This is a genomic window from Streptomyces sp. NPDC059142, from assembly GCF_042755665.1.
GTDB lineage: Bacteria > Actinomycetota > Actinomycetes > Streptomycetales > Streptomycetaceae > Streptomyces.
Map to the genome: position 1 here is coordinate 13,468 of NZ_JBHZDA010000043.1, position 25,759 is coordinate 39,226.

21 protein-coding genes are annotated in these 25,759 nt (G+C 72.7%); 12 read left to right on the plus strand and 9 right to left on the minus strand.

Annotation, left to right across the window (positions count from 1 at the left end):
- Positions 1–169: 169 nt before the first annotated feature.
- Positions 170–625, minus strand: coding sequence for an RpiB/LacA/LacB family sugar-phosphate isomerase (locus ACFXPK_RS17560; protein WP_385076238.1), 456 nt, complete (start codon positions 623–625; stop codon positions 170–172).
- A 64-nt stretch (positions 626–689) separates the two neighbouring features.
- On the minus strand, positions 690–1,709 hold the full coding sequence (locus tag ACFXPK_RS17565; RefSeq protein ID WP_385076240.1) for a LacI family DNA-binding transcriptional regulator: 1,020 nt from the start codon (positions 1,707–1,709) through the stop codon (positions 690–692).
- A 293-nt stretch (positions 1,710–2,002) separates the two neighbouring features.
- Between ACFXPK_RS17565 and ACFXPK_RS17570 the strand changes: the two genes are divergently transcribed.
- From ACFXPK_RS17570 to ACFXPK_RS17595, 6 genes are all read left to right on the plus strand, one after another.
- On the plus strand, positions 2,003–2,659 hold the full coding sequence (locus ACFXPK_RS17570; protein ID WP_385076243.1) for an HAD family hydrolase: 657 nt from the start codon (positions 2,003–2,005) through the stop codon (positions 2,657–2,659).
- Entirely contained in the window at positions 2,652–3,713 is a 1,062-nt protein-coding gene (locus tag ACFXPK_RS17575) for a LacI family DNA-binding transcriptional regulator (protein ID WP_385076246.1), read from the plus strand. Before ACFXPK_RS17570 ends, ACFXPK_RS17575 begins: the two co-directional genes overlap by 8 nt.
- A gap of 379 nt (positions 3,714–4,092) precedes the next feature.
- Entirely contained in the window at positions 4,093–4,932 is an 840-nt protein-coding gene (locus ACFXPK_RS17580) for a carbohydrate ABC transporter permease (protein ID WP_385076248.1), read from the plus strand.
- On the plus strand, positions 4,929–5,744 hold the full coding sequence (locus ACFXPK_RS17585; protein ID WP_385076250.1) for a carbohydrate ABC transporter permease: 816 nt from the start codon (positions 4,929–4,931) through the stop codon (positions 5,742–5,744). Before ACFXPK_RS17580 ends, ACFXPK_RS17585 begins: the two co-directional genes overlap by 4 nt.
- A gap of 68 nt (positions 5,745–5,812) precedes the next feature.
- Positions 5,813–7,201: an extracellular solute-binding protein gene (locus ACFXPK_RS17590; protein ID WP_385076253.1), complete on the plus strand. Its 1,389-nt coding sequence runs from the start codon at positions 5,813–5,815 to the stop codon at positions 7,199–7,201.
- The gene (locus ACFXPK_RS17595) at positions 7,198–7,845 is read left to right on the plus strand and encodes a 2'-5' RNA ligase family protein (RefSeq protein ID WP_385076256.1); all 648 of its coding nucleotides are present in this window, start codon (positions 7,198–7,200) and stop codon (positions 7,843–7,845) included. The genes ACFXPK_RS17590 and ACFXPK_RS17595 overlap by 4 nt, the downstream gene beginning before the upstream one ends.
- A gap of 55 nt (positions 7,846–7,900) precedes the next feature.
- Here ACFXPK_RS17595 and ACFXPK_RS17600 read toward each other — a convergent pair whose 3' ends face one another.
- Positions 7,901–8,839 carry an alpha/beta fold hydrolase gene (locus ACFXPK_RS17600; RefSeq protein ID WP_385000565.1) on the minus strand — a complete coding sequence of 313 codons (939 nt, stop codon included), beginning with the start codon at positions 8,837–8,839 and terminating at the stop codon, positions 7,901–7,903.
- A gap of 272 nt (positions 8,840–9,111) precedes the next feature.
- Between ACFXPK_RS17600 and ACFXPK_RS17605 the strand changes: the two genes are divergently transcribed.
- Positions 9,112–9,696 (plus strand): TetR/AcrR family transcriptional regulator, encoded by a 585-nt coding sequence (locus tag ACFXPK_RS17605; RefSeq protein WP_385076259.1) that lies wholly within the window; start codon positions 9,112–9,114, stop codon positions 9,694–9,696.
- Positions 9,697–9,801: 105 nt separating this feature from the next.
- Here the strand turns inward: ACFXPK_RS17605 and ACFXPK_RS17610 are convergent, their stop codons facing one another.
- The 4 genes from ACFXPK_RS17610 to ACFXPK_RS17625 form a co-directional block, all read right to left on the minus strand.
- The gene (locus ACFXPK_RS17610; RefSeq protein WP_385076262.1) at positions 9,802–10,707 is read right to left on the minus strand and encodes an aminoglycoside phosphotransferase family protein; all 906 of its coding nucleotides are present in this window, start codon (positions 10,705–10,707) and stop codon (positions 9,802–9,804) included.
- A 223-nt stretch (positions 10,708–10,930) separates the two neighbouring features.
- Entirely contained in the window at positions 10,931–13,954 is a 3,024-nt protein-coding gene (locus ACFXPK_RS17615) for a KR domain-containing protein (protein ID WP_385076265.1), read from the minus strand.
- Positions 13,941–17,633: a type I polyketide synthase gene (locus tag ACFXPK_RS17620; protein WP_385076268.1), complete on the minus strand. Its 3,693-nt coding sequence runs from the start codon at positions 17,631–17,633 to the stop codon at positions 13,941–13,943. The genes ACFXPK_RS17615 and ACFXPK_RS17620 overlap by 14 nt, the downstream gene beginning before the upstream one ends.
- A gap of 63 nt (positions 17,634–17,696) precedes the next feature.
- On the minus strand, positions 17,697–17,921 hold the full coding sequence (locus tag ACFXPK_RS17625) for a DUF5988 family protein (protein ID WP_385076270.1): 225 nt from the start codon (positions 17,919–17,921) through the stop codon (positions 17,697–17,699).
- Between the two features lie 704 nt (positions 17,922–18,625).
- Here ACFXPK_RS17625 and ACFXPK_RS17630 point away from each other — a divergent pair.
- The 3 genes from ACFXPK_RS17630 (at position 18,626) to ACFXPK_RS17640 (ending at position 21,529) form a co-directional block, all read left to right on the plus strand.
- Complete coding sequence (locus ACFXPK_RS17630) at positions 18,626–19,195, plus strand: Clp protease N-terminal domain-containing protein (RefSeq protein WP_384995728.1); 570 nt, start codon at positions 18,626–18,628, stop codon at positions 19,193–19,195.
- A gap of 156 nt (positions 19,196–19,351) precedes the next feature.
- Positions 19,352–20,377 (plus strand): DMT family transporter, encoded by a 1,026-nt coding sequence (locus ACFXPK_RS17635; RefSeq protein ID WP_385076273.1) that lies wholly within the window; start codon positions 19,352–19,354, stop codon positions 20,375–20,377.
- Positions 20,378–20,566: 189 nt separating this feature from the next.
- Positions 20,567–21,529, plus strand: a complete 963-nt coding sequence (locus ACFXPK_RS17640) for a DMT family transporter (RefSeq protein ID WP_385076276.1) — start codon at positions 20,567–20,569, stop codon at positions 21,527–21,529.
- Here ACFXPK_RS17640 and ACFXPK_RS17645 read toward each other — a convergent pair.
- The gene (locus ACFXPK_RS17645) at positions 21,511–22,224 is read right to left on the minus strand and encodes a pyridoxamine 5'-phosphate oxidase family protein (protein ID WP_385076280.1); all 714 of its coding nucleotides are present in this window, start codon (positions 22,222–22,224) and stop codon (positions 21,511–21,513) included. The genes ACFXPK_RS17640 and ACFXPK_RS17645 overlap by 19 nt on opposite strands.
- Before the next feature lie 36 nt (positions 22,225–22,260).
- On the opposite strand from ACFXPK_RS17645, the gene ACFXPK_RS17650 reads away from it, so the two are divergent.
- Complete coding sequence (locus tag ACFXPK_RS17650; protein WP_385076283.1) at positions 22,261–23,592, plus strand: aminotransferase class I/II-fold pyridoxal phosphate-dependent enzyme; 1,332 nt, start codon at positions 22,261–22,263, stop codon at positions 23,590–23,592.
- Here the strand turns inward: ACFXPK_RS17650 and ACFXPK_RS17655 are convergent.
- Positions 23,583–24,623, minus strand: a complete 1,041-nt coding sequence (locus tag ACFXPK_RS17655; RefSeq protein WP_385076305.1) for a DMT family transporter — start codon at positions 24,621–24,623, stop codon at positions 23,583–23,585. The two genes, ACFXPK_RS17650 and ACFXPK_RS17655, sit on opposite strands and share 10 nt — an antisense overlap.
- Before the next feature lie 74 nt (positions 24,624–24,697).
- On the opposite strand from ACFXPK_RS17655, the gene ACFXPK_RS17660 reads away from it, so the two are divergent.
- Positions 24,698–25,615 carry a LysR substrate-binding domain-containing protein gene (locus ACFXPK_RS17660; protein WP_384995745.1) on the plus strand — a complete coding sequence of 306 codons (918 nt, stop codon included), beginning with the start codon at positions 24,698–24,700 and terminating at the stop codon, positions 25,613–25,615.
- Positions 25,616–25,759 lie beyond the last annotated feature (144 nt).

A 25,759-nucleotide genomic window follows, 5' to 3' on the forward strand; every position in this document is an offset into this window, starting at 1 on the left:
ACACACACCTCACACGTCAGCTCCAAAACAAACCAAAACTCCACCCCGGCGCGCCCGCGGGTGTGGGGGGGGGGGGGGGGGGGGGGGGGGGGGGGGGGGGGGGGGGGGGGGGGGGGGGGGGGGGGGGGGGCGCGGGGCCCCCCCCCCCCCCCCCCGCCCGCCGGCGGTGTCAGGCCGGCGGTGTCAGGGTGTCGAGCGCGTTGAGCTTGGTGACCCTGCGGCGGGTGTCCTCGTCGTCGTCGAAGGTGGCGGCGAGGAACTCACGGACGATGTCCGGTACGAGCGCGTGCGGTACGAGCCAGGCGCCCATGGCGATGGCGTTGGCGTCGTCGTGCTCGACGGCCTGGTGGGCGGAGTAGGGCTCGTGGGCCAGACCGCAGCGGATGCCGGGCAGTTTGTTCGCGGCCATCACGGCGCCCTGACCGGTGCCGCACACGAGTACGGCCCGATCCGCTGCTCCGGAGAGCACCGGGTCGCAGGTGGCCCGGGTGATGTCGGGAAAGTCGACAGGGGCGGAGCTGTCGGTGCCGCAGTCGACGATCTCGTGGCCGAGGTCCTCGATCGCCCGGCGCACGGCCGCTTTGAGGGGGTACCCGGCATGGTCTGCTCCGAGGGCGACCTTCATCGGCTGATCCTTTCGAAGGGGGTTTCTTCTCTGTCGACGCCGCCCACGAGGGCGACGCGCGTGTTCATCGGGCGGCTCCCTCCGACCGGTCGACGAAGGAGGTGGCGACGCGTTGCCCGGACGCCGGGCGTCCGGCGAGGAGGTCGACCAGTCCGCGCACGCCGAGACGGCCGATCGACGACGCGTCGTTGCGGACCGCGCTGATGGGCGGTGACGCGAACTCGAACCAGTCGAGGTCGTCGAAGGAGACGACCTCGACGCGGGCGGCCCGCTCCGCCCCGAGCCGCTCGCGCAGCGCGCGCACGGCCCCGAGGGTGGTCAGGCCGTTCGCGCCGAAGACGGCCGAGAAGGGGACACCCCGGTCGATGACGCGGCACATGGCCTCGGCCGCGCCCTCGGCCAGGAAGTCACCGGCGTCGAGCAGCCTGTCGTCGGTGCTGATCCCGTGTTTCTCGCGCCCGGCGAGGTAGGCGGCGCGGCGTTCCGCGCCGGTGGAGATCGTGCCGGGTCCTCCGATGAAGGCCACGTCACGGTGTCCGCGCTGCCGCAGCCAGGCCAGGACATGGCCGACGCCCTCCGCGTTGTCGGTGCCGTACAGCGGGGCGTCGACGCCCTCGACCGTACGGTTGAGGAAGACGAGCGGCAGTCCGGAGGCGAGGGTGGCCGCGAGCTGCGGGGAGACCGTGCCCTGCGGGGAGAACAGCAGGCCGTCGATGCGCTGCGAGGCGAAGGTCCGCAGGTACGCGTCGGCCTGTCCGGCGTCCTCGTTCGCGTTGGCCAGCAGCACGGTGTAGCCGTGCTGCCGCGCCTCCTGCTCCGCGGCGTGGGCGAGTTCGGAGAAGAACGGGTTGCGGATGTCCGAGACGAGCAGCCCCAGCACGTCGGTACGGGAACGCCGCAGGGACCTGGCCGGTCCGTTGGCGATGTAGCCCAGATCGGCCGCGGCGGCGAGAACGCGGGACCGTGAGTCGGGCGAGGTCTGGCTGCTTCCGCTGAGTACCCGGGACGCGGTACCCAGCGAGACCCCGGCCCGTGCCGCGACGTCCTTGATCGTGGTCACCGGCTCCACCTCTCGTACTCTCATGGAAACGTTTCCATGACGGGAATGCCTCAAAGATCGCACACGGAACGCGGAAGGAGCAAGGTCTGACCGCGTTCCGAGGCGTAGGGGCGTCGTGGTCGTCGGCGCCCGACCTCGCCCGACGAGGAGACCCGATCGGGTGAGTCCGGGGTGGGTGGGTCCGGAAGTGGGGAGCCGGGAGTGGGGGAGTCGGGGCGGGGGAGCGCGGGGCCGGGTGGGCCGCGGCGCCCGTCCGGTCCGGCGACCGGTGCGACACCCTGTCGGTGCGTGGCGCCGGTCCGTTATGATCCCGGCTTGTGGAACGTTCCCATTCTTCTTCCGAAACGACGGCGGTCGTCTACGACCTCGGTGGTGTCCTGGTGCCGTCCGGTGGTGCGCTGGCCGCGCTCTCCGGTGCGCTCGGCGTGCCGCAGGACGAACTGGCCGAGCCCTACTGGGCCTACCGGGACGGCTACGACGAGGGCGACGCCCCCGCCGCGTACTGGCAGCGGGTCGGTGCCGCGCTCGGGCGCCGGCTGGACGGGGAGTGGGTCGCCCGTCTCGACCGGATCGATGTCGCGGGCTGGTCGCGGATCGCGGACGACGTGACGGCGATGCTCTCCTCGCTCGCGGCCTCCGGCATACCGCTGGGCGTGCTGTCCAACGCCCCGGCCTCGCTGGCCGACGCGGTGCGGCGGTCGGCGTGGAGCACCGTCTTCCGGAGCCTGGTCTTCTCGTCCGACGTCGGTCTGCTCAAGCCCGATCCGCGGGTCTACCGGGCCGCGGACGACCGGCTGGGGTTCTCGCCCGCGAACGTCGTGTTCTTCGACGACCGGCCGGGGAACGTCGCGGCGGCCCGCGCCCACGGCTGGCGTGCCCACGTGTGGACCGGCTGCGAGGGCGCCCACGAGGTGCTCGCCCGGGAGGGGCTGCGGAACGGGACCGGGCGGCCGGGAGGCGCTCCCGATGGCTGAGCGGCCCCGCAATCCGACGATCATCGATGTCGCCGCCCGCGCGGGGGTGTCCAAATCCGCGGTCTCCCGTGTCGTCTCCGGCCGGGGCAGCGTCGCCGAGGAGACCCGCAGGCGCGTGCTGGAGGCGGCGGCGGAACTGGGGTACGTCGTGAACGCGGTCGCCCGCGCCATGGTGGCCCACCGTACGTACACGGTCGGGGTGTTCGTCCGCGACGCCGCCACGCCCTTCTACGGCCACCTGCTCGCGGCGATGCAGGAGCGCGCGGCGTTCCACGGCTACCGGGTGGTGACGACGACGGGCTCCGGACGGTTCGCGGTGTCCGACGAGTACCGCGCCCTGGAGACCCTGGCCATGCTGCGCGTCGAGGCGCTGATCGTGTGCAGCGGGCTGCTGCCCGCCGCGAAGATCGTGCCGTTCGCCGAGCGGCTGCCGACGGTGGTGGCCGGGCGCCCCGAGACCCACCGGAGCATCACCAGCGTCTTCTGCGACGAGGAGGAGGGCGGTGCGGCGCTCGCCGACCACGTCGCCGGGCTCGGCCACCGGCAGGTCGCGGTGATCGCGGTGCCGAGGACCTCCTCGGTGACCATGGCGCCTCGGACCCGGGCGATGGCCCGGCGCCTGCGGGAGCGGGGTGTCCGGGTCCTGGAGATCGAGGGGACACGCAGCGAGGAGGCCGGCGGCTGGGCGGCGGAGGTGCTGCGGCATCCCGCCATCACCGCGGTGATGGCGCCCAGCGACCGCCACGCCGTCGATCTGCTGGAGCAGCTCCAGCTCCGGGGCGTGTCCGTGCCCGGCGACCTGTCCGTCACCGGTTACGACGGCATCGGCCCGCTGAGCACGCCCCTGATCGGTCTGACGAGCTGGCGCCAGCCGATCGAACGGATCGGAAGCGGCGCCATCGACGCCGTGGTGCGCCTGCTCGACGGGGAGCAGCCGCCGGACCATCACCTGGCGCTGTCCGGCGCGCTGGTGGCGGGGCGCACGACCGCAGCACCGCCGGACGCGAGCGCGGAGGCGCCGCGGCACTCCGGCGCTGACGCGGGGGAGCACTGAGGTACCGGGTCGGCCACGGCGGGGTCGGCTCCAGCCGGGGTGGCTACGGCCGGGGTGACTCCAACCGGGGTGGCTACGGCGGGGTCGGCTACGGCCGGGGTGACTCCAACCGGGGTGGCTACGGCCGGGGTGGCTCGCGGGCAGCAACCCGCGAGCTGCCCCGGCCTCTTGGCGTATATCCGTGCATATCGGCGCGGATATACGCCGATCGGCGTTAACGGAACGTTCACGGAACATCTCCTTCTCTCCTCACGGGGAGGGTGGGAACGTTCCACTCGTGATTGGGAACGTTCCACTTCGTTCCGGACCCCCTCGTTCCGGACCTCCTCGGCGCGGCGACCGCCGCCGGGGCAAGCCGCGCCTGCCGGCAGGGCCCCTGATGGCCCTGCCCTGTCTCGCACTGCTCCTGGCCTTCGCGTACTGGCCGGTCCTGCGCAGCGCCTTCCTGAGCCTGTACGGCACGGATCTGCTGGGCAGTCCGACCCGGTTCGTCGGCGCGGACCACTACGCCGAACTCGTCACCGATCCGGCGCTGCGCCGGGTCCTGCTGACCACCGGCGTCATCGCCGCCCTGAGCGTGTTCCTCTCCGTCGGCGGCGCGCTCGCCGCGGCGCTGCTGCTGCGCCGGGCCCGCCGCCGGCCGCGAGCGGTCCTGTCGGTGCTGCTGTCCCTGCCGTTCGCGTACTCCGCGGCGGCGGCGTCGGCGGTGTTCGCCGGGCTCTTCGCCCCGGCGGTCGGGACCGTCAACGAGCTTCTGGCGGGACTCGGCCTCGGCGGGCCGCCCTGGTTGCAGTCACCGGTCTGGGCCGTGCTGAGCGTCTCGGTGGCGACGGCCTGGTACGAGTTCGGATTCGCCTTCCTCGTCCTGCTCGCCGCCCTGACCCAGCTCGACCGGGAGGTCCTGGAGGCCGCGGCGCTCGACGGTGCGTCCGAGCTGCGGACCGCCTGGTCGGTGATCATCCCGATGCTCCGGCCGACCCTGGTCTTCCTCGTGGTGACCGGGACGATCAGCGGCCTCCAGGTGTTCACCCAGGTCCAGGTCCTCACCAGGGGAGGCCCGGCAGGCTCCACCTCCACGCTCGTCCACGAGCTGTACCGGCGCGCCTTCGGCGAGGCGCTGCCCGACTTCGGGTCGGCCTCGGCCCTCGCACTGGTCCTGCTCCTCCTCGTCGTACTGATCACCGCCGTCCAGTTCCGCGTCCTGAGGAGGTCGGCGTGAAGCACCTGTCGAAGGCGGTCCGCCTGTCGGCCCTGACCGTGATCGTCGCGATCGTCGCGTTCCCCGTCTACGTCACCGTCACCACCGCCCTGCTGCCCCAGAGCGATATCGTCGCCGGGCGGCTGATCCCGCTGCCCGCACACCTGACCCTGGACAACGTGCGGGAGGCGCTGCGCTCCGCCCCGCTGGTCCACCAGTACGGCATGAGCGTGGCCGTCACGGCCGTGCAGTCGGCGGCGCAACTGGTCACCGCCGCGCTGGCCGCGTACGCGTTCACCTTCCCCCATTGGCGCGGACGCGGCGTCGCGTTCGCCCTCGTGCTCGCCACACTGGCCATCCCCGGCGAGAGCCTGGTCATCCCCAACTACGAGCTGGCGACCGGCCTCGGCCTGCGCGACACCCTGGCCGGGGTCGTCGTGCCGTACCTGGCGACGGGGTACGCGGTGTTCCTCCTGCGCCAGGCGTTCCTCGGGCTGCCGAGAGAGGTGTGGGAGGCGGCGCGCCTGGACGGCTGCGGCCACCTGCGGACCCTGCTGTACGTCGTACTGCCCATGGCGCGCCCCCAGGTGGTCACCGCCGCGCTGTGGTGTGCCCTGTCGGCGTGGAACGGCTACTTCTGGCCGCTGCTGATCACCGACTCGCCCGAGCGGCGCACGATCCAGGTCGGCCTCGCCCAGCTCGCCGTCGAGCAGACCACCCGGCCCGCGGTCATCTACGCGGGGACGCTGCTGGTCCTCCTGCCCACCCTGCTGCTCGTCCTGTTCGGCCAGCGCTACCTGGTGAACGGACTGGCCGGCCGCGTCAGAGCCTGACCACCACCTCCCTTCCCCTGTCCGTACCTCATCCCCCAACACCTCATCAGTGAAGGAGTGAACCCGCCATGTCCGGACGAAACCGCGTCCTCGGCGCCCTGTTCGCCCTCGCCACGGCGACGGCACTGACCGCCTGCGCAGGAGGCTCCGGAACGAGCCCCTCCGGAGCCGCCTCCGCCCCCGGCCCCTCGGCGCTCTCCACGGCGTCCGGGCCGGTGACCGTGACCCTCTGGCACGGTCTCGGCGGCCCCGCGGGCCAGGCGCTCCAGGACGAGATCGACGCCTTCAACCAGGCCAACCGGGGCAAGATCACCGTCAAGGCGTCGTTCCAGGGCAGCTACGCCGACGCCATCGCCAAGTACTCCTCGGCCGTACGGGACAGGAGCACGCCCACGGTCATGGTGTCCAACGACATCACCACGGGCTATCTGCGGGACGCCGGGCAGACGGTCCCGGCGCAGGCGATGGCCGCCGCCAACCCCGGCGACCTCGACCTCGGCCGGCTGCGCCCCGCGGCCCGCAACTACTACACCGCCGAAGGCGAGTTGCTCGCCGTACCGCTCAACACGTCGATGCCGCTGCTGTACGTGAACGACGCGCTGCTGGCCCGCGCCGGCGTGGACCGCTCGACGCTCTCCACGCTGGACGGAGTGGCCGCGGCGGCCCGTAAGGTCCACGCGGCGGTGCCCGGGACCAAGGGGATCGTCCAGCCCTTCGACGGCTGGTGGTTCGAACAGCTCACGGCCGCGTCGGGGACGCCGTACTGCACCCCGGACAACGGCCGGAAGGCCGACGGCGCCACCGCGCTCCCGCTGACGGGCGGCGCTCAGCGCAAGGCGATCGGCACCATGGCCGGGCTGTACACGGAGGGCGTCGGACTCGACACCGGCACCGACGGCAACGCGGCGCTGTCCGCCTTCGCCGCCGGTAAGGCCGCGATGATGTTCAACTCCAGCGGCGCCATCGGCGGCCTCAAGGAATCGGGCATGAAGGGGTACAGCGCGCTGCCCTACCCGCTCTCCGGACCGGCCTCCGACGCGGGCGCCCTGATCGGCGGAGCGGCGATGTGGCTGGACCGCGCGGGCCACAGCGACGCCGAGCAGGTCGCCGCCTGGAAGTTCATCAGCCACATGGCCTCCGCCCCCGTGCAGGAGCGGTTCGCCATGGCGTCCGGCTACGCGCCGATCAACACGGACGTCGGCGCCTCGGCCACCTGGAAGGACTTCCTGGGGAGGAACAAGCCCTACGCCGTACTCGACAAGCAGTTCGCCGACACCCCGGCCAACACCGCCACCTCGGGGTGTCTGAGCGGCGCGATGCCCGGCGTCCGGGACGCGATCGTCCCCGAGATGCAGCGTGCCTTCAGCGGAGCCGAACCGCTCGACCAGGCACTCGCGCGGGCCGAGAAGGCCGCGACCACCAAGATCGACAACTACCGGAAGCAGGCAGGCCAGTGACCGAACGATTCGCCAAGGCCCCGGGTGACCCGTACCGCTACGGCGTCTACCTGCGGCCCGACCCCGCCACCTGCGCGGCGGTGACCGCGCTGACCGGCCAGGTGCGCGCCCAGTACGGGTTCGTCTCCGCGGGCGCCTTCCCGCCGCACGCGACGCTCGTCGGCAGCCAGCACATCACCGCGCCCGTGGACGAGATCGTCGCGGCGGTGACCCGCGGCATCGCCGGCGTCGCGCCCTTCACCGTCCACAACGCCGGGGTCCGCCGGCAGGGCGTGGGCCTGGTCCTCGGCGTCCACCACCTCGCCGACGGCACCACCCCGAACCCCGCCTTCCTCGCCCTCGCCGAAGCGGTCGACCGGGCCGTGGCACCGCTGGTGACCCCGGCGCCCAACCCCGACCCGCACACCTTCGACCGCGCCGTCTTCGAGGCCCATCTGTCGCTCGTCTCGCACGAGATGTACGTGCGCCCCGACCTGTCCGAGGAGATCGAGGAGTACGTACGCGGCCTCCCCGTGCCCTTCCCCGACGCCTTCCCCGGCGACACGGTCGCCCTCTACCGGACGCGCAGTGACGACTGGTCCGGCCGCTGGTGGACCACCCTCACCTGGGAGCACCTGCACACCTGGCGGCTGCGCGGGGCGTGACCCGGGCGGGGAAGCCCGCCGCGCTCCGGGGACCGGGGCCTCAGGGGTACGGGGCTCAGTCGCCGTCGTCGATGAAGTCGGCTATCGCGGCGGCGACGGCCTCGGGCTGCTCGTCGGGGATGAAGTGCCCCGCGTCGGGCACGACGACGCCGGTGGTGCGGTCGGCCCATGGGCTGAGGGAGGCGGCCATGTCCGGAATGGAGCCATGGCTGCTGGAGATTCCGAGGACGGGCACGGTCAGGCGTCGCCCCTGGAGCGCCGCGCGGTTCCTGCGCGCCGATTCCGCGGCGTCCCGGTAGTACGCGAGGGAGGCGCGCAGCCCGCCGTCGGCCGCGACGGCCGCCGCGTAGTGGTCGAGTTCGGCGTCGTCGAACGTGCCGGGGGACAGGGCCTTCGCCTTCAGGAACCAGCCGACGTACTCGCGTTCGCGGCCGGCGAGCAGCGTCTCGGGCAGATCGGGCACGAGGTGGAACGCGAAGTGCCAGGTTTTCCACGCCCGCTCCGGGTCGGTGGGAATCGTCTCCGGGAGGGTGATGCCGGGAATTCCGGCGTCGAGCAGAGCGACCCCGCGCAGGTGGCTCTCGAAGTCGAGGGCGAGGGAGAAAGCGACCCAGGCGCCGATGTCGTGGGCGACCAGGGAGTAGGCCGGCACGCCGAGGGCCTTCACGGCGGCGTGGACGTGCGCGGCGACCGTGTGCGTGTCGTAGCCGCGCTCCGGGCGCTCGGAGTGGCCCTGGCCCGGCAGGTCGATCGCGATCACGCGGAACCGGTGGGTGAGGGCGGGCAGCACCTTGCGCCAGGCCCACCAGGTCTGCGGAAAACCGGCGAGCAGAACGACGGCCGGGCCGCTCGGCCGTCCGCCTTCGACGGCATGGAGGCGGACGCCGTCCGCGTCGATCCAGCGGTGGGTGAATCCGGCCAGATGGTGGAGAGGCAGGTCGGGGACGGGGTTGCTCTCGGAGGTGTACGGAGCGCTGGTCGCAGGGCCGGTCACGGGATCCCTCGTCGGTGTCGGGTGCGGTGGGTGCGGTGGGGGCGGTGGGGGCGGTGGGGGCGGTGTGGCGCTGAAGGCGGTGGCCAGGGCCGCGTGGTGTGTCTCCCGCGGGCCGCGCGGTGTGTCGTCCGCGCGGTCGCGAAGTGCGCGCAATGCCCGGTCCTGACCACGTTTGAAAACTAACACATCTTGAACCGATCGGTCCAAGATGGAATGGTGTGCGGCACACTGCGAACCATCGACGTCTCGGCAGGGAAGTAAGGAAGTTCCGCGTGGCAGGCAGGAAGCAGTTCGACATGGAGACGGCGCTCGACGCCGCGATGATCCAGTTCTGGCGTGCCGGTTACGCCGACACCTCGGTGGGCGATCTGTCCCGGGTGACCGGTCTGAACCGCAGTTCCATCTACTCCTCGCTCGGCGACAAGGACACGCTCTTCCTGCGCTGCCTGGACATCTACGCCGCGCGCTACGGCGAGAAGTACGACGCCGCCCTGTCGTGCGCGGCCTCGCAACCCGTTGCCGCTGTCCGCGCGTTCTTCGACGTCACCCTGGAGCGCATCGCCGATCCCGGGCTGCCGGACGGATGCCTGATCGCCCAGTCGGCCATGGCGGTTCCCGTGCTGAGTCCAGGGGTCGCGGCGCACGCCAAGCAGGCGCTCGGATTCCAGCGCCGGCGCCTGCGCGCCGCGCTGGAGGCCGGCGGACTCACCGACCGGGACGCCGAGACCTTCGCCCTGCACGCGGCGGCTGTGAACCAGTCGCTCGCCGTCATGAGCAGGGCCGGAGCGGGCCCGGCGCAGCTCCGGGCCATCGTGGGGGTGACCGTGGACGCGCTGTCGCAGGCGGTGCGGGCGTAACGCATCACCACGGCCTTCGGAACCGCGGCCCGGCGCGCCGCGACCCGCAGGCGCCGACCCACGTCAGGAACGAAGTCCGACTGCCGTACCGAGGCGATGACCGGGTCAGGCGCGCGGTGTGTCCGCCAGGACGCGGTCCAGGGACCGTCGGCCCATCCGGCTCATGACCGGGTTGCTCTCGACGTAGTACCAGACCAGCCCCATCGCCTGAACGAAAGCCCACGCCTTGCCGCGCTCCCATGCGAGGTCGTCGCTCCCCAGGCGGTCGCGGAACGCCCGCCTCGGCCCGGACTCAAGCACATGCCACGCGCCCACGAGATCCAGCGAAGGGTCGGCCGGTCCGAAGCCGCCCACGTCGAGAACCCCCGTGAGCCGCCCGGCGGACACGAGCATGTTGCCCGGAATCAGATCGCCATGGGTCATGACGTCCTCAGCCGCACCCCGCGGCAGCTCGCGCAAGGTCGCCCAGACACGACGGAGCCGGGGGACGTCCAGGAGCTGCTCACTGTGGCTGAGACAGGTCTCCATCCACGCGTCATGGGAGCGCAGATCGCCCCCGCGGCCCGGACCGGCGAACGTACGGCCACGTGTGCCGATCGCGCGGAGGTCGCCGATGAAGTCGGCCAGGTCGCGGGCGAATCCGGCTGATTCGCCGGGGTCCTCGTCGTCGGCCACGACCCCGGGCAGCCAGGTCTGCACCGACCACGGAAGCGGGTAGCCCGCCCCGGGTTCACCCAGCGCGACCGGCTCGGGCGTGGGGCAGCGTGTCCGGCCCACCAGCTCACGAGCGGCTTCCGCTTCCGCCTCCAGCCCGCGCCGTGTCGACTCGACGTCCGCGGACTCAAGGGGGAACCGGGCGGTGAGCCGGTCGCCGATGCGGAAGATGGCGTTGACGGTGCCCTGCGCGCTGACGCTTCTGACGGGCAGGCTCCGCCACTCGGGAAACTGCTGGTCCACCAAGGTGCGTACGGCCTCAGGTGAGACGGCCAACTGGTCGGGGTGCATCGTCATGGCGGAAGCATCCGCGTCACGATCTTCACCCGCAACCCGCTTTTCGAAGACGCCCCGCCCCGCCCCGGCTCGGCGTACGGCAGTCGGCGCCCCGGGGTCAAGGACGCCGACCGGTCAGGAGCGGGCGGCTCAGGGCCCCGGACCTGACTCTCCCCGGTCCGGGGCCCGATCGCGCCGTCCTCGCTCGGGACCTGCGGATTCATCGCCGTGCGACCCTATGGCCTCATGATCCGCCGGACGCCGCCCGGCGCTCGTCGGCCTGAGCGGTGATCCGGTCGGCGATCGTGGTGACGCTGGCCCCCTTGAGGAGCACCGTGATGGGAAGCGTGATGTCGAATTCACGCTGGAGACGGTTGCGCAGTTGGGTCGCCATCAAGGAGTCCATGCCCTGCTTGTTCAGGGGCCGCCTGCCGCGCAGGCGCTCGGGGGGTGTGCCGAGGACATCGGCGGAGATCCTGACGACGGTCTCCTCCACCGCTTCCCGGCTGCCGGAGCCGGCCGGGGTGGTTCGCCCGTCCGTGGCCGGGACGGGCGCGTCGTTCCTCCCTCGCGTGGGCACGGGTCCGGCGGTGGCATCGCGATCCTCCGCCGACCGCTCGGCGGGGGCGTCGTCAACGGGCGCGGAGTCGGTCCTGGCGGGGCCGGTCCTGGCGGAACGGTCCTGCCCGTGCCCGTCGGACGGAACCGGCCGCGTCGGCGTGTCCCCGGGCCGGAGTCCGGTCAGCTCCCGCAGCAGAGGGGAGCGGGCCGCGTCGGGGTACGCCCGTGCCCATCGGGACCAGTCCGTGGGCAGGGGAGTGGCCCGCGGGCGCGCCGCCCGGAGGATCTCCTCCAGTACGGTGAGGCCCTCGTCCGGGGCGAAGCTGCTCATGCCCTGGGGCCGGGAGCTGCGGCCGTTCTCCTTCTCCCAGCGGGCCGTCATGCCCGCCTCGTCCCAGAAGCCCCAGTTGACGACGGTCGCGGGCAGGCCACGCGCACGCCGGTAGTGGCCCAGCGCGTCGAGGAAGGCGTTGCCCGCCGCGTACCCCCCTCGGAACGGGGAACTGATCTGGGACGCGGCGGACGAGAACAGTACGAACAGGTCGAGCTGGTCCAGGCTCCTGTGGAGCTCCCAGGCGCCCGCCGTCTTGGGGCGGAGGATCTGGGCGAGTTCACTCCGCCCCACATCCGTCAACGACACGTGTCCGAGCACTCCGGCCAGATGGAACACTCCACGGACCGGAGGCTTTCCGGCGCGGTCGCGCTCGGTGAGGAGCGTGCCGAGGGCCCCGGGCTCCGCGATGTCCAACGCCGCGTAGGCGACCTCCGCTCCCCGGTCCTCCAGCCGGCGCAGATGCTCGTGGCCGCCGTCGTCGAGCCGGCTGCGGCCGACCAGCAGCAGGCTCGTGCATCCGTGGTCGATCAGCCAGTGCGCCAGGTGCCGCCCCAGGCCGCCCATGCCACCGGTCACGAGGCAGGTCCCGTCGGCCGGGATCGGAAGCACTCCGTCCGCGTCGCCGCGCGCGCCGGTCGGGACGGGGTGCGCGGAGGATCGCGCGGGTGAGGCCGGGAAGGTGATGACGATCCGGCCGGAGTGCTGGGCCCTGGCCATGTGCTGGAAGGCCTCGGCCACATCGCTCACCTCGAACTCCTGGGCGCTCAGGGGTTCGAAGACGCCCTGGCGTACGAGGTCCCAGATCTCGTCGAGAACCTCCGCGACCCGCTCGGGGGAGCGCCGCAGCATCGTCCAGACGTCGAGGGTGAAGAGGGACCGGTTGCCGGCCAGCAGCCCGAGCGGCAGCGGGGTGTTCTCCACGATGTCGCGCTGGGTCAGCTCCACGTACCGGCCGTGCGGTGCGAGGATCGACAGATTGGTCCTGATCGCCTCGCCCGCCAGGGTGTTGAGGATGACGTCCATCCCCTCCCCGGCTCCTTCGGCGCGGAAGTCCTCGGCGAATCCCTGCGACCGGGAGTCGGATATGTGCCGCACGCCCAGGCGCTCCAGCAGGCGGCGCTTCCTGTCGCTGCCCGCGGTGGCGTAGATCTCGGCGCCCTTCCACCGGGCGATCTGGAGGGCGGCCGTGCCGACCCCGCCGGTCGCGGTGTGGATGAGGACGCGCTCCCCGGCCTTGAGGCGGGCCTGGGTGTGCAGGGCGTAGTAGGCCGAGAGGAACGAGCTGGGGATCGTGACGGCCTCGGCGGCCGTCAGGCCGGAGGGCACCCGGGTGACCACGCACGCCTTGGCGTGGACATGGGTGGCGAGCGAGCCGGTCACCGCGGCCACGACCTCGTCACCGACGGCCAGACCGGTCACGTCCGGGCCGACGCCCTCGACGACTCCGGCGCACTCGAAGCCGAAGTCCGGCTCCTTCTCGCCGTCCCACGGCGGCAGGCCGAGTGCGGTGAGGACGTCGTGGTAGGTGAGTCCGGCATGCGAGACCTTGATCAGTACGTCGTCACCGGCCGGTTCCCGGGGTTCGGCGGGGAGCAGCGCGAGATCCTCGATCAGGCCCGGCTCGTGGACGCTCAGCCGTCCCTGTCGCGTCGCCGCGACGGGGGTGCCATGGGGAAGGACGGTGGTGCGGTCGGCCCCCAGGAGCCGGGCGTGGAAGCGGCGGCCGTCGCGCAGGGCGATCTGGTCCTCCTCCCCCGGCGCGGTCAGTTCCGCCGCCAGCGCGTCGGCCGACGCGGCTGTCGCATCGAGGTCCACCAGGCGGGTACGGAGGCCGGGGGCTTCCGTGGTCAGTGTCCGTCCCAGGCCCCACAGCGGGGCCTGCGAGGGCGACGTGACGTCCGTGTCGTCGATGACGGCCTGCGTCCCCTGGCTGATCAGCCACAGCGGGGGCGTGCCGGCGGACTGCCGCTCGTGCAGCGCCTGGGCGAGTCGTACGGGCTCCTGACAGACCGTCTCCTCGCACGGCACGGGCCCCCGGGGCCCGTCGTCGGGACCGGCGTCCAGGGCACGGGCGTAGACGACGCCCCGGTGTGTTGCCGTCGAGGTCAGGGAGTCGAGGGCCTCGGTGATGTCCGGGCCCTCCTCGGCGCCGATCACGGTGACGGTGTCCCCGCGTGCCGTGAGGGAGTTCGTCACGATGCGGCTGACAGGCCCGTCGTCGGCGAAGACCAGCCAGGAACCACCGGGTTCGTGCGCACGGGCGGCGGGAGGAGCGGGTGAAGGAAGCCAGCACAGTTCGTACAGCCAGTCGTCGTGGCGGAAGCCGGCGGACTTCCCCGCCCCGGTGTGCTGTGCGTGGTCACGGTCGGTCATCTGAGGTTCCTTCCTTCCGGTCGTACGGGGTCTCTTCCACGGGGCCGTGCGGCGCCGCTCCCAGCAGGTACTGGAGCCGGAATCCGCGCAGGACCGCGGTGAGACGGCCGTGTTCGTCGTGGATGGTGATGTCGCCCCTGAAGGAATCTCCGCGGGTCGAGGGCAGGGCGCGCGCGTGCGTCCACAGGCGGCCGGTGGGGGGCCGCAGAAGGGTCGCCGAGTCGGCGCTGCCCGCCACGATCAGCTCGTCCTGCCCGTCGGGGACCGGCGGCCGGGCCGAGAGCAGACACTGGCCCGCGGCGTCGAGCAGCGCGGGGTGGAAGACATAGGCGTCCAGCTCGGCCAGCAGGCCTTCGGGGCACTCGATGAAGCCGAGCGACTCACCGGGCGCGGTCCAGACGTCCTGGAGCCCGCGGAACACGCCGCGCCATTCGTTTCCGGTGCGGGCGTGGGCGGCGTAGAAGTCGTCGCCGGACCGGTGCCGCGTACACCGGCGCCTCACCTGGTCGAGGCTGTCGGCGTCCCCGGCGCCCGGTGACGGGCCGCCGGATTCCGCCGGTTCGTCGGACGCGGTCGCGGTGGCCTCGCCGTGCAGGGTCCACTCACGCTCGCCGGAGGCGCGACCCAGCACCCGTACCCGGTACGCGTCGGTGCCCACGGGTTCCGCGGTCACCTTGAGCTCGACCTCGTCGCCGTCCTCCAGGAACAGGGCCCGGTGGTAGGCGATGTCATGGACCGGCGTCGTCGTGGAGAAGATCTCCCGGCCGACCGCGGAGGCGATCTCGACATACGCGGTCCCGGGCAGGATGACGGTGCCCTCCACGCGGTGTCCTCGCAGGTACGCGTGGTCGGGGGCCGACAGGTTCAGGGACGAACGCCACGCGTACGTGTCCTCCCCGTCGGGCCGTATCCGTTCGGCCAGCAGGGGATGGCTGCGCCGTGTCGCGCCCCCGTCCGTACCGCGCGGCGCCGGCGCCCCGTCGGACGTGGACGCGCCGGTGGCGGCGGGGGTGAGCCAGAAGGAGTCACGCTGCCAGGGGTAGTGCGGTAACGGTACGTACGAGCCGCCCGCCGTCACCGCCTCCCAGTCCACCCGGGCACCCGCGGTGTAGAGCGAACCGAGCGACCTGAGGAGACTGCCGCGTCCGGACTCCCCCCGGCGCAGCGACCCGACGGCGAGCGTGCCGCCGCCCGCGTCGTCCGCGGTCTCGGCGACGGCCTCGGTCAGCAGCGGATGGGGGCTGATCTCGACGAACAGGGTCTCCTCCCGCAGCGCCTGGCGTACGGCCCCGACGAAGTCGACGGGTTCGCGGATGTTGCGGGCCCAGTAACCCGCGTCCATCTGGGACCCGTCGATGGGCTCCGTCAGCAGCGTGGAGATCACCGGAAGGCGGCCACTGTGCGGCACCACGTCCGACAGGGAGGTGAGAAGAGCTTCCCGCACGGGTTCCATCTGGCTGCCGTGCGAGGCGTAGTCGACCTTCACCCACCGGTGGAAGACGTCCCGGGCGTCGAACCGCTTGAGCACCTGGTCGAGTGGGCCGCGTTCACCGGAAAGGAGCGTGGACGTCGGGCTGTTGGCCGCCGCGACGGACACCTCGTCGTCGTCCAGGGCCTCTTCGACCTCGGCCGCCCCCAACTCGACCCACGCCATGGCGCCCTGACCGCTGGTACGCGCCGCCAGTGAGCTGCGTCGGCAGATCACCGCCGCGCAGTCGGCCAGCGGCAGAGCCCCGGAGACGTACGCGGCGGCGGCCTCGCCCATGCTGTGCCCGATGACCACGTCCGGTTCGATGCCCCAGGAACGCCACAGCGCCGCCAGAGCTACCTCCATCGCCCACAGGGTGGGCTGCACGACGTCGGGAGCGGTGAGTTCCTTCTCGTCGGAGCCGTACAGCACGTCGACGAGCGACCAGCCCGCCTCCGCCAGGACCGCCGCGTCGCAGGCGTCGAGGGCGGTACGGAAGACCGGCTCCGACGCGTACAGATCGCGGCCCATGGACGCCCACTGGGAGCCCTGGCCGGAGAAGACGAACGCGATACGGGCGGTCGGCTCCTCGACGTCGTCGGCCGTGGACAGGCCGGCCGTGTCCCCGTCCAGGAAGCCGCTCAGGGCTTCGCGCGCCTCGTCATGGGTGGTGGCGACGACCGCGAGCCTGTTCTCCCGGTGTTCACGGCACGCCGACGCGCTGAAACAGATGTCCCGGAACGAGGAGGCGCGCCCGGGTCCGTCGGGGGCGAGGAAACCGACGTAGGCGCGCGCCAGGTCCCTCAGCCCGTTCCCGGACGCGGCGGAGAGCGTCAGCAGGTGGGGCGGGTCCTGCGCACCGGCCGTTTCGTCCGGAGCGGGCGCGGCGGTCCTGCCGGGTGGGGAGGAGAGGACGACGTGCGCGTTGGTGCCGCCGATGCCGAAGCTGTTGACGCCGGCCCAGGTCCCTTCGCTGCGCCGCGCGAGGCGGACGGGACGGGTGGGGATGCGCAGCGGTATGGCCTCCCAGGCCACTTCAGGGTTGGGCTCGCCGCTGTGCAGGCTCGGCGGGACGAGCCCGTTCTCCAGCGCCAGAGTCGCCTTGATGAGGCCCGCGATACCCGCGGCCGCCTCGGTGTGACCGATGTTGGTCTTCACCGAGCCGACGTAGCACAGCCGGTCCGGATGCCGGTTCCGGCCCAGTACGGCTGCCAGGGAGCTGAGTTCGACGGGATCTCCCGACGAGGTGCCGGTGCCGTGCGCCTCGACGAAGTCGATCCGGGCCGGATCGGCCCCGGCCGTCAGACAGGCCCGCTCCAGCACCGCGCGCTGTCCCTCGTACGCGGGGGTCGCCAGATATCCGCTCGTCCGCCCGTCGTTGCCCACCGCGCTTCCGCGGATCACCGCCCGGACCCGGTCGCCGTCGCGTACCGCACGGTCCAGGGGCTTGAGGAGCAGGGCGCCGATGCCGTCACTGCGTACGAAGCCGTCCGCCGCGCGGGCGCCGAACTTGCAACGGCCGTCGCCCGCCAGCATCCCGGCGTCGAGATACGCGACACCGTCGCCCGGGGTGAGGATGAGGTTCGCCGCGCCCACGAGCGCCAGGTCGCACTCCTGGCTGGTCAGGCTCTGGACTGCCAGGTGGACGGCGGTGAGGGAGGAGGCGCAGGCCGTGTCCACCGTGATCGACGGTCCGCGCAGATCGAAGGCGAACGACAGCCGGTTGGACGAGATGGCCCGCGACGAGGCGCCGGTGAGCCCGTAGAACTCCACCTTCTCCTCGCCCGCCTGCTGGAGGTGCCAGTAGTCGTTGCCTATCTGACCGACGAAGACGCCCACATGCTGTCCGGCGAGGCGGGGCGGCGGGCGGCCACCGTCCTCCAGCGCCTCGTACCCCACTTCGAGGAGGAGCCTCTGCTGCGGGTCCATCAGCCTGGCCTCGCGCGGGGAGATACCGAAGAAGTCGGCGTCGAAGCGGTCCACCCCGCTGATGAAGCCGCCGAGCTTCGGGACGTCCTGGCCATGGGACGACGCCTCGGTGTCGTAGCGGTCGCCAGGTGTGCCGGTGATGGCGTCCCCGCCGCCGCTGATCAGATTCCAGAAGTCCGCCACGCCGGGGGCGCCCGGATAACGGCAGGACATTCCGATGATCGCGACGGGAGCGCACCGGAAGGCATCGCTTCCGGTTTCCGGGTCGCGGGTTTCGCTCATGGTGTGCACCTCTTTCCTTCTGTGGTCACGCGATGGGCTGAGCCGGCGTCGTGCGGGCTCGCCCTATTCGGCGATCTTGGTGCTGTATATCCACCGATAGACAGGAGCGGGACGGCCGTCGATCTCCGCGGATTCATCGGTAACTTTGAAATGTTCACGACCATTCAGATGGCACACGGCCACCCGGTCGGCCAGGGCGCCGGCGGGCACCGTCGTCCGCCCGGGGCCACCCTCCGGACCTCCGGCGAGCACTACTTCGACTTCCTCTTCCGCTGCGTCTCGCTGCATGATTCACCTCTCGGCGTCGAATGCTTCACCTTGATCGCCCCCGCCCTCCGTGGCGCCGGGGAATTCGGGTTCCCGGCGGAAAGGGGCACGGAGATCCCTCGTGGATGCCGCCGGGATCGTCGACGTGCGCCACCGAAGGGCGCTCCTCTGTTTCTTTCTGGGAGCGACGCGGATTTTCGTGTTCCGTGAGAGCGCCTGCCCGGTCCGCGCGGCCGGATACCTTCTCCGCGACCGGCGGTGCGTGCGCGCGTTGAACGCTTGCGTGCTTGTGAAGTGCTTGCGGGGCGGTGAGCGGGGGACCGGTGCCGAACCGGGTCGGCGCTCGGCGAGTTGTACGGGGAGCGCAGTGGCCGGGGGTCCTGTATGATCATGGTGTTACTTCGGTTCAGCCGGAGTCACGCGTCCGTGGTCCAAGGAAAGACGTCCGTCTGCCGACGGGAAATGTAGGTGCAAGGCCTGCCGGGCGCTCGACGAATAATCGGGGGGGGGCCCCCCCCGGGGGGGTCGAGGTTGCCCCCCCCGCCGCGCGCGCGCGGGCGCCCCCTTCGCGTGCCCGGGAGCGGATGAGGGGGAAATGCGGGGAAGAACGGGCGAATCTCATCCCCAAGGAGGAGAACTCGTCCCGATGTGCCCACCTTCCGTGGGACGTGAAGATGCTCCCCCTCGGGGATGTCCCGGCCGCGCGGGGCTGATGGGGTGGGAGAGTGCAGAAGCCCTCACCGCTGGTGCCGGTCCAGCCCGCCCCGGAGCGCGCCGGTGTCACGCCGGTCCGCGCCGCTGCCGAGTCCCGGCTCACCGCGGAGCTGGTGTCGGTGCTCTCCGGCGCGCGCCGGAGAGCCCTGCGCGTCGGGGACGCCCAGGTCGACACCGCCCATCTGCTGCACTCCCTGCTGGAGACCGACCCGCAGGTACGGGAGGTGTTCGGCGGCGATCAGCAGGTCGTCCGGGTGCTCGGCTATCTCGTCCAGCGGAGCATCGGCTACGGGCTGCGCTGGCAGGCCACGGTGGAGGACTCCGGGGCCGTGCCCGCCGTACCCGTGTCGCGCGGCGCCGCGCACCGGGCCGTGACCGGCTGGTCCCCGCAGGCGCTCGCCGCCATGGCGGGCGCGCTCGACCGGGCGGCCCGCCGCGGTGAGCCGCGGGTCGGCGGGCTCGATCTGCTGGCCGCGCTCCTCGCCGACCGTGACTGCCGCGCCGTCGAGGTGCTGGGACGGGCCGGGGCCGAGGCGGGGACGCTGGAGCGGCGGCTGGACCGTCTCACCGGTCTGCTCTGATCCGGGTGTTGGTCTGCTGTGATGCAGGTGTTGCCGTGCGGTCCGTCGTGACGCGTCCGGACGGGGCGCCGGGTCCTCGGGGGGTGGCGAGGGGCGGAGCGTCTCGACAGGCGTCATACGGATGACGCTCCTGACGCGAGGTGTCATGATGGCGCCATGCACGCGTCTCAGGGGAGAAACGTCGGCCTGGCACTGGCTCTGGGATCGGCGTTCGCATTCGGCGGTTCGGGGGTCGCGGCCAAGCCGTTGATCGAGGCGGGGCTCGACCCGCTCCATGTGGTCTGGCTCCGGGTCGCCGGCGCCGCCCTCGTCATGCTTCCGGTGGCCTGGCGCCACCGTGCGCTGGTGCGCCGCAGGCCCGCGCTGCTCGCCGGGTTCGGGCTGCTGGCGGTGGCGGGCGTCCAGGCGTTCTACTTCGCCGCGCTCTCCCGTATCCCCGTCGGTGTCGCGCTGCTCATCGAATATCTCGCCCCCGCGCTCGTCCTGCTCTGGGTCCGCTTCGTCCAGCGCAGGCCGGTCACCCGCGCCGCCGCGGTGGGGGTGGTGCTCGCCGTGGGCGGTCTGGCCTGTGTGGTGGAGGTCTGGGCCGGGCTGGGCTTCGACCCGCTCGGCGTGCTGCTCGCGCTCTGCGCCGCCTGCTGCCAGGTCGGTTACTTCGTCCTGTCCGACCAGGGCGGCGACGCGGAGGACGCCCCCGATCCGATGGGGGTGATCGCGTACGGACTGCTCGTCGGCGCCCTCGTGCTGACCGTGGTCGCCCGCCCGTGGGGCATGGACTTCTCGCTCCTCGCCGGCTCGGCGGACCTCGGCGGGACGCCCGTCGCGGCCTGGCTGCTGCTCGGCTGGATCGTGCTGATCGCGACCGTACTGGCGTACGTCACCGGAGTGGTCTCGGTGCGCAAGCTCTCCCCGCAGGTGGCGGGCGTGGTGGCCTGTCTGGAGGCGGTCATCGCGACCGGGCTGGCCTGGGTGCTGCTGCGGGAGCACCTGTCCGCCCCGCAGATCCTCGGCGGAGCCGTCGTGCTCGTCGGTGCCTTCATCGCACAGTCCTCGACCCCCAAGGCGCCGTCCGGGCCGATCCCCGTCGCCGCGGGGGGCGCCGGCGGTACGGAGGAGGCGTCGGTCACGGAACCGGAGCCGGACGATCCGGGGCGGTTGTCGCCCGTACGACCTGCCCCTTAGGGTGTCGCTCATGCATTCGACCGTGCTTCCGCCCCCTGCCTTCTAGGCCCCGGGCGGCTCACTCCCCGACGTGGACCGGACTCGGCCGGACCGGGTGTCCTCGCGGCACCGGGGTCCCCGAGCGGTTCGTCGCTGCCCGCCTGCCGGAGCCCAGCGACCGTCCATCCGTTCTTCGCCTGGAGATCTCGCGTGTCGAATGCCCTGCCCACCCCCGCTCTGCCCGCTCCCGCCCCCGGTCTGTCCGTCGGGCGGAGCCTTCTCTTCCTGATCGTCGCCGGATTCGCCTGGGGGACCGCCGGCGCCGCCGGTTCGCTGGTCTACCGGATCAGTGATCTCGGAGCCCTGTCCCTCTCCTTCTGGCGCTGCGTGGGCGGCCTCGCGCTGCTGCTCGGCGCGCTCGCGCTGCGCGGGCGCCGGTCGCCCGCGCCCGCAGAACCGCTCCGCCGACGGCTGCTCCGTATCCTCGGCACCGGCGTCGGACTCACCGTCTTCCAGAGCGCCTACTTCGCCGCCGTCGAGGCGACGGGACTCGCCGTCGGCACGGTCGTGACGCTCGGCGCGGGCCCCGTCCTCATCGCCCTCGGCGCCCGGATCACGATGGGCGAGCGGCTCGGCGCGGGCGGACTCGTCGCCGTGACCGGCGCCCTCACCGGGCTCGGGGTGCTCGTCCTCGGCGGCGAGGGCGCCACCGTACGGCCGGCGGGGATCGCGTACGCGCTGCTCGCCGCCGCCGGATACGCCGGGATCACCCTGCTCACCCGGTGGCTGGGGCGGTCCGGCGGCGGGGGCGACCCGATGGCCACGACCGCCTGGGCGTTCGCCGTCGGCGCCGTCCTGCTGCTGCCGCTCGCGGCGGGGCAGGGCCTGCTCCCGCACACCGCGGAACCGGCCCGGGTGTTCTGGTTGCTGGTGTACGTGGCCGCCGTACCGACCGCGCTCGCCTACGCGCTCTACTTCGCCGGGGCCGCGGTGGTACGGGCCGCCACCGTCTCCGTGATCATGCTGCTGGAGCCGGTGAGCGCCGCCGTGATCGCGGTCGCGCTGCTCGGCGAGCGGCTGACCGCGGCCACGGTGCTGGGCACACTGCTGCTGCTCGCCGCCGTGCTGGGGCTGGCGGTCGCGGAGGCGCGGCCTCAGCGGGCGGAGAGGTAGCCGGGCAGCGCGACGGAGGGGTCGAGATCGTCGGCCGGTACGGGGGCGCCGTAGCCGCGTACGACGGGGACCACCCCGGACCAGTGGGGGAGGGAGAGGTCCTCGGGGTCGTCGTTGGGGCCGCCGGTGCGGACCTTGGCGGAGACCTCGTCCAGGTCGAGCCGGATCACGGCGGTCGCCGCCAGCTCACGGGCGTTGCCGGGCCGGGAGTCGGCGGCGCGGCCCGGGACGGCCTGGTCCACGATCGCGTCGAGCGCCGCGCGCCGCTCCTCGGGGTCGGTGACCTGGTGGGCGGTGCCGTGGACGACGACCGACCGGTAGTTGACCGAGTGGTGGAAGGCGGCGCGCGCCAGCACCAGCCCGTCGACATGGGTCACGGTCAGACAGACCGCGAGGCCCGTGTCGGGCTCGGCGCCCGCCGCCATCCGCAGCGGACGCGACCCGGTCGAGCCGTGCACGTACAGCCGCTCGCCCACCCGCGCGTAGAGCGTGGGCAGTACGACCGGGGCGCCGTCGCGTACGAACCCGAGATGGCAGAGGTACGCCTCGTCGAGGATCCCGTGCACCAGTTCGCGGTCGTACGAGGCCCGCTCCCGGGAACGGGTGGGGACGGTGCGGGCTGTGGACCGGTAGGCGGTGGTCCCGGTGGGTTCCGTGGTCCCGGCGAGTTCTGTGGTCCCGGCGGTCTCCGGCATTTGCGTTCTCCATTGCACTAGTGCATAGTATTCTTTGTGCTAGGAGAGTATCGGATTACCGGACGGGGTGCCGCGGAGATTTCCGCCAGTGTGGAGCGAGGGGTCGGCTCCGGCGAGCTGGCGCCGGGCCAACACCTGCCCCCGATGCGGGAGTTGGCGACGGAGCTGGGCGTCAATCCCAACACCGTCGCCGCCGCCTACCGCGCCCTGCGCGACCGGGGGGTGATCGAGACCGCGGGGCGCCGGGGCAGCCGCGTACGGCCACGTCCGGCGAGTACGGCCCGCGGCTCCATCCGCGTCGACGCGCCGCCCGGCGTACGGGACATCTCCGAGGGCAACCCCGACCCCGCCCTGCTGCCCCCGCTGCACGACGCGCTCGCCGCCGCCGCGCACCACAACGCGCTCCGCCCCGGGCTGTACGGACAGGACCCCCTCGACCCGGAGTTCGCGCGCCTCGCCCGCGCCGGCCTGGACGCGGACGGGGTGCCCCCCGGGCCGGTCGCCGTCACCTCGGGATCGCTCGACGCCATCGAACGCGTCCTGGCCGCGCATCTGCGCCCCGGTGACGCCGTCGCCGTGGAGGACCCCGGCTGGGGCAGCCTGCTGGATCTCGTCCCCGCGCTCGGGCTGCGGCCCGTCCCCGTCGGGGTGGACGACGAGGGGCCGCTCCCCGGCGACCTCGACCGGGCGCTGCGCGCCGGGGCGCGCGCGGTCGTCGTCACCTGCCGGGCGCAGAACCCGACCGGCGCCTCGGTGAGCGTCGGCCGGGCGGCCGGACTGCGCGCCCTTCTCGCGACCCGGCCCGGAACGCTGCTGATCGAGGACGACCACGGCCACGGCATCGTGGATCTGCCCCTGCACCCGCTGGCCGCGGCCACCGACCGGTGGGCGCTCGTACGATCCACGGCGAAGGCGTACGGCCCCGATCTGCGGCTCGCGGTGCTCACCGGCGACGCGCTGACCGTCGACCGGGTCCGGGGGCGCCAGCGGCTCGGTCCCGGCTGGGTGAGCCGGCTCCTCCAGCGGGCCGTCGTCCATCTGTGGACCTCGGGCGCGGTCGACGCACCGGCCGTCGCGCGGGCCTACGGGGAGCGGCGGGACGGGCTGGTGGCGGCGCTGGCCGAGCGGGGTGTCGCCGCGCACGGCCGCAGCGGCATGAACGTCTGGGTGCCGGTGGCCGACGAGACCGGCGCGGTCGCGCGGCTGCTCCAGGCCGGCTGGGCGGTCGCACCCGGCGCGCGCTTCAGGTCCATGAGTACCCGGGGGGTACGGCTGACGGTGTCGCCCCTCACGACCGACGACATCGGGCCGCTCGCCGACGCCGTGGCGTCGGCGGCGGGACCGGTGCCCGCCCGCAGCTACGGCTGACGGGCCGCCGTACGCCGCGACACGCGAGGTGTACGGGACGGGCGGGGCGTTCGGGACCGGCTCTGGGTGAGCGCGGCCCCGACGAGGACGATCAGGGCGCCGACCGGGGTGTTCCAGCTCAGTTGCTCCCCGAGGAGCGTGACCCCGGCGGCGGTCGCGATCACCGGGATGAAGTACGTGACCATCTGCCCGGTGGTCGGCCCGACCTCGGCCACGATGCCGTACTGGAGCAGGATCGCCAGCCCCGTGCCCAGCGCGCCCAGCACCACCACGGCCAGCAGCGGACCCACCGGGAACGAGGCCGGCACCGTGGTGAACAGCGGCGTCACCACGGCGAGTTGCAGCGTGGCCAGGAAGAGCTGCGCGCCCGTCAGGGAGAGGTGCGAACTGCTGCTGCCCGCCAGGGTGCGGCGGATGTAGATCCAGCCGATCGGGTAGCTCAGCGAGGCGAGCAGCGCCATCGCCGTACCGGCCGGGTCGAGCCCCGAGAAGCCCTGCCAGGCGCCCAGCACCGTCAGCACCCCGAGGAAGCCGAGGCCCAGACCGGCGACCCGGCGGCGGGTGGGCCGGTCCTCGGAGAGCGCGACCAGGGAGAGCGCCATGCCCCAGAGCGGCGAGGTGGCGTTGCAGATGCCCGCGAGCGTGGACGGGATCGTCAGCTCGGAGTACGCGAACAGGGAGAACGGCAGCGCGTTGAGCAGGAACGCGGCGACGGTGAGATGCCCCCAGGTGCGCAGGGACCGGGGCAGCCGCTCACGCCTGACCACCATCGCGACGGCCAGGACCGCCGTACCGAAGAAGAGCCGGCCGAAGGTGACCTGGAAGGGGGCGAAGCCGTGCGTGCCGACCTTGATCAGCAGAAAGCTGAAGCCCCAGATGAGCGCGAGCGCCGCGAACCGCAGGCGCCAGTCGAAGACGCGCCGCGGACCGGCCGCAGCGGCGTCGGCGGTCGTGGCATCGGCGGGAGGCGTGGGGGTGGCGGCGGAGATGGTGGTGGCCCGGGGCGGACGGGGCGGGGTCGCGGTGGTCATGACGTCCACGATGGCGCCCAGAACCTCGTAGAACAAGCGAGACTTTGTCCACCCCTTTGATTAGTATTGCTTACATGTTGAATCTGGAGAGGCTGCGGACGCTGGATGCCCTGGCCCGGCACGGTTCGGTGAGCGGCGCCGCCGACGGCCTGCACGTCACGACCTCGGCGGTCTCCCAGCAGATGGCCAAACTCGAACGCGAGGTGGGCCAGCAGCTCTTGGCCAGGAACGGCCGCGGGGTACGGCTCACCGACGCGGGCCGGCTCCTCGCCGACCACGCCGCGCGGATCCTCTCGCAGGTCGAGGTCGCGCAGTCGGACATCGAGGCGCAGCGCGGCCGGGTCGTCGGCGAGGTACGGATCTCGGCGTTCCCGACGGCGGCGCGCGGGCTGTTCCCGCAGGCGCTCCGGGTGCTCAGGGAGGACCATCCCGAACTGCGGGTCCGCTCCTGCGAGCTGGAGCCCGAGGCCGGGATCCGCGGGGTCGTCAGGGGCGATCTCGACCTCGCCGTCGTACTGGACTGGAGCAACAAGCGGATGCCGGTGCCCGGCGGTCTCGCCACCGCCCATCTGCTGGACGACGCGGCCGATCTGGCGATGCCGGTCGGCCACCGGCTCGCGGGCCGGGCGGAGGTGGACCTGGAGGACTTCGCGGACGACGATTGGGTGTCCTGGCCGGAGGGCGAGTTCTGTCACGACTGGCTGATGTTCACCCTGCGCTCGAAGGGGTTCGAGCCGCGGATCGCGCATCTCGCGGGGGAGTACCACACCCAGCTCGCGCTGATCGCGGAAGGGCTCGGGGTCTGTGTGGCGCCCCGGCTGGGGCGCGGCGCGCTGCCGGAGGGCGTCGCGGTGGTGCCCGTACGGAACGCGATGCACCGTCATGTCTCCGCCGTGTGGCGGACGGACGCCGAGCGCCGCCCGTCGATCAGGGCGGCGGCGCGGGCGCTGGGCCGGGTGGCGGCCGAGATGTCGGGCCGGGACGCGGCGTAGTACCCGCGTACGGTCCGCGCGGCAGGAGGAGTTGAGGGGGGGGGGGGGTCAAACCCGCCCGGCGCAAAATGTAATAACTAAGAGGGAGGTGTGTTGTGTGGGCGGGGCGGCGGGGGGGTGATGAAAAGGGCGCGCCCAGACGGC

What these genes read in the sequence shown, in the direction of transcription:
- ACFXPK_RS17620 (WP_385076268.1), bottom strand. Translation starts at nt 17,633, where the DNA reads ATGAGCGAAACCCGCGACCCGGAAACCGGAAGCGATGCCTTCCGGTGC.
- ACFXPK_RS17590 (WP_385076253.1), top strand. Translation starts at nt 5,813, where the DNA reads ATGTCCGGACGAAACCGCGTCCTCGGCGCCCTGTTCGCCCTCGCCACG.
- ACFXPK_RS17560 (WP_385076238.1), bottom strand. Translation starts at nt 625, where the DNA reads ATGAAGGTCGCCCTCGGAGCAGACCATGCCGGGTACCCCCTCAAAGCG.
- ACFXPK_RS17660 (WP_384995745.1), top strand. Translation starts at nt 24,698, where the DNA reads ATGTTGAATCTGGAGAGGCTGCGGACGCTGGATGCCCTGGCCCGGCAC.
- ACFXPK_RS17580 (WP_385076248.1), top strand. Translation starts at nt 4,093, where the DNA reads ATGGCCCTGCCCTGTCTCGCACTGCTCCTGGCCTTCGCGTACTGGCCG.
- ACFXPK_RS17565 (WP_385076240.1), bottom strand. Translation starts at nt 1,709, where the DNA reads ATGAGAGTACGAGAGGTGGAGCCGGTGACCACGATCAAGGACGTCGCG.
- ACFXPK_RS17575 (WP_385076246.1), top strand. Translation starts at nt 2,652, where the DNA reads ATGGCTGAGCGGCCCCGCAATCCGACGATCATCGATGTCGCCGCCCGC.
- ACFXPK_RS17615 (WP_385076265.1), bottom strand. Translation starts at nt 13,954, where the DNA reads ATGACCGACCGTGACCACGCACAGCACACCGGGGCGGGGAAGTCCGCC.
- ACFXPK_RS17645 (WP_385076280.1), bottom strand. Translation starts at nt 22,224, where the DNA reads ATGCCGGAGACCGCCGGGACCACAGAACTCGCCGGGACCACGGAACCC.
- ACFXPK_RS17655 (WP_385076305.1), bottom strand. Translation starts at nt 24,623, where the DNA reads ATGACCACCGCGACCCCGCCCCGTCCGCCCCGGGCCACCACCATCTCC.
- ACFXPK_RS17625 (WP_385076270.1), bottom strand. Translation starts at nt 17,921, where the DNA reads ATGCAGCGAGACGCAGCGGAAGAGGAAGTCGAAGTAGTGCTCGCCGGA.
- ACFXPK_RS17635 (WP_385076273.1), top strand. Translation starts at nt 19,352, where the DNA reads ATGCACGCGTCTCAGGGGAGAAACGTCGGCCTGGCACTGGCTCTGGGA.
- ACFXPK_RS17610 (WP_385076262.1), bottom strand. Translation starts at nt 10,707, where the DNA reads ATGACGATGCACCCCGACCAGTTGGCCGTCTCACCTGAGGCCGTACGC.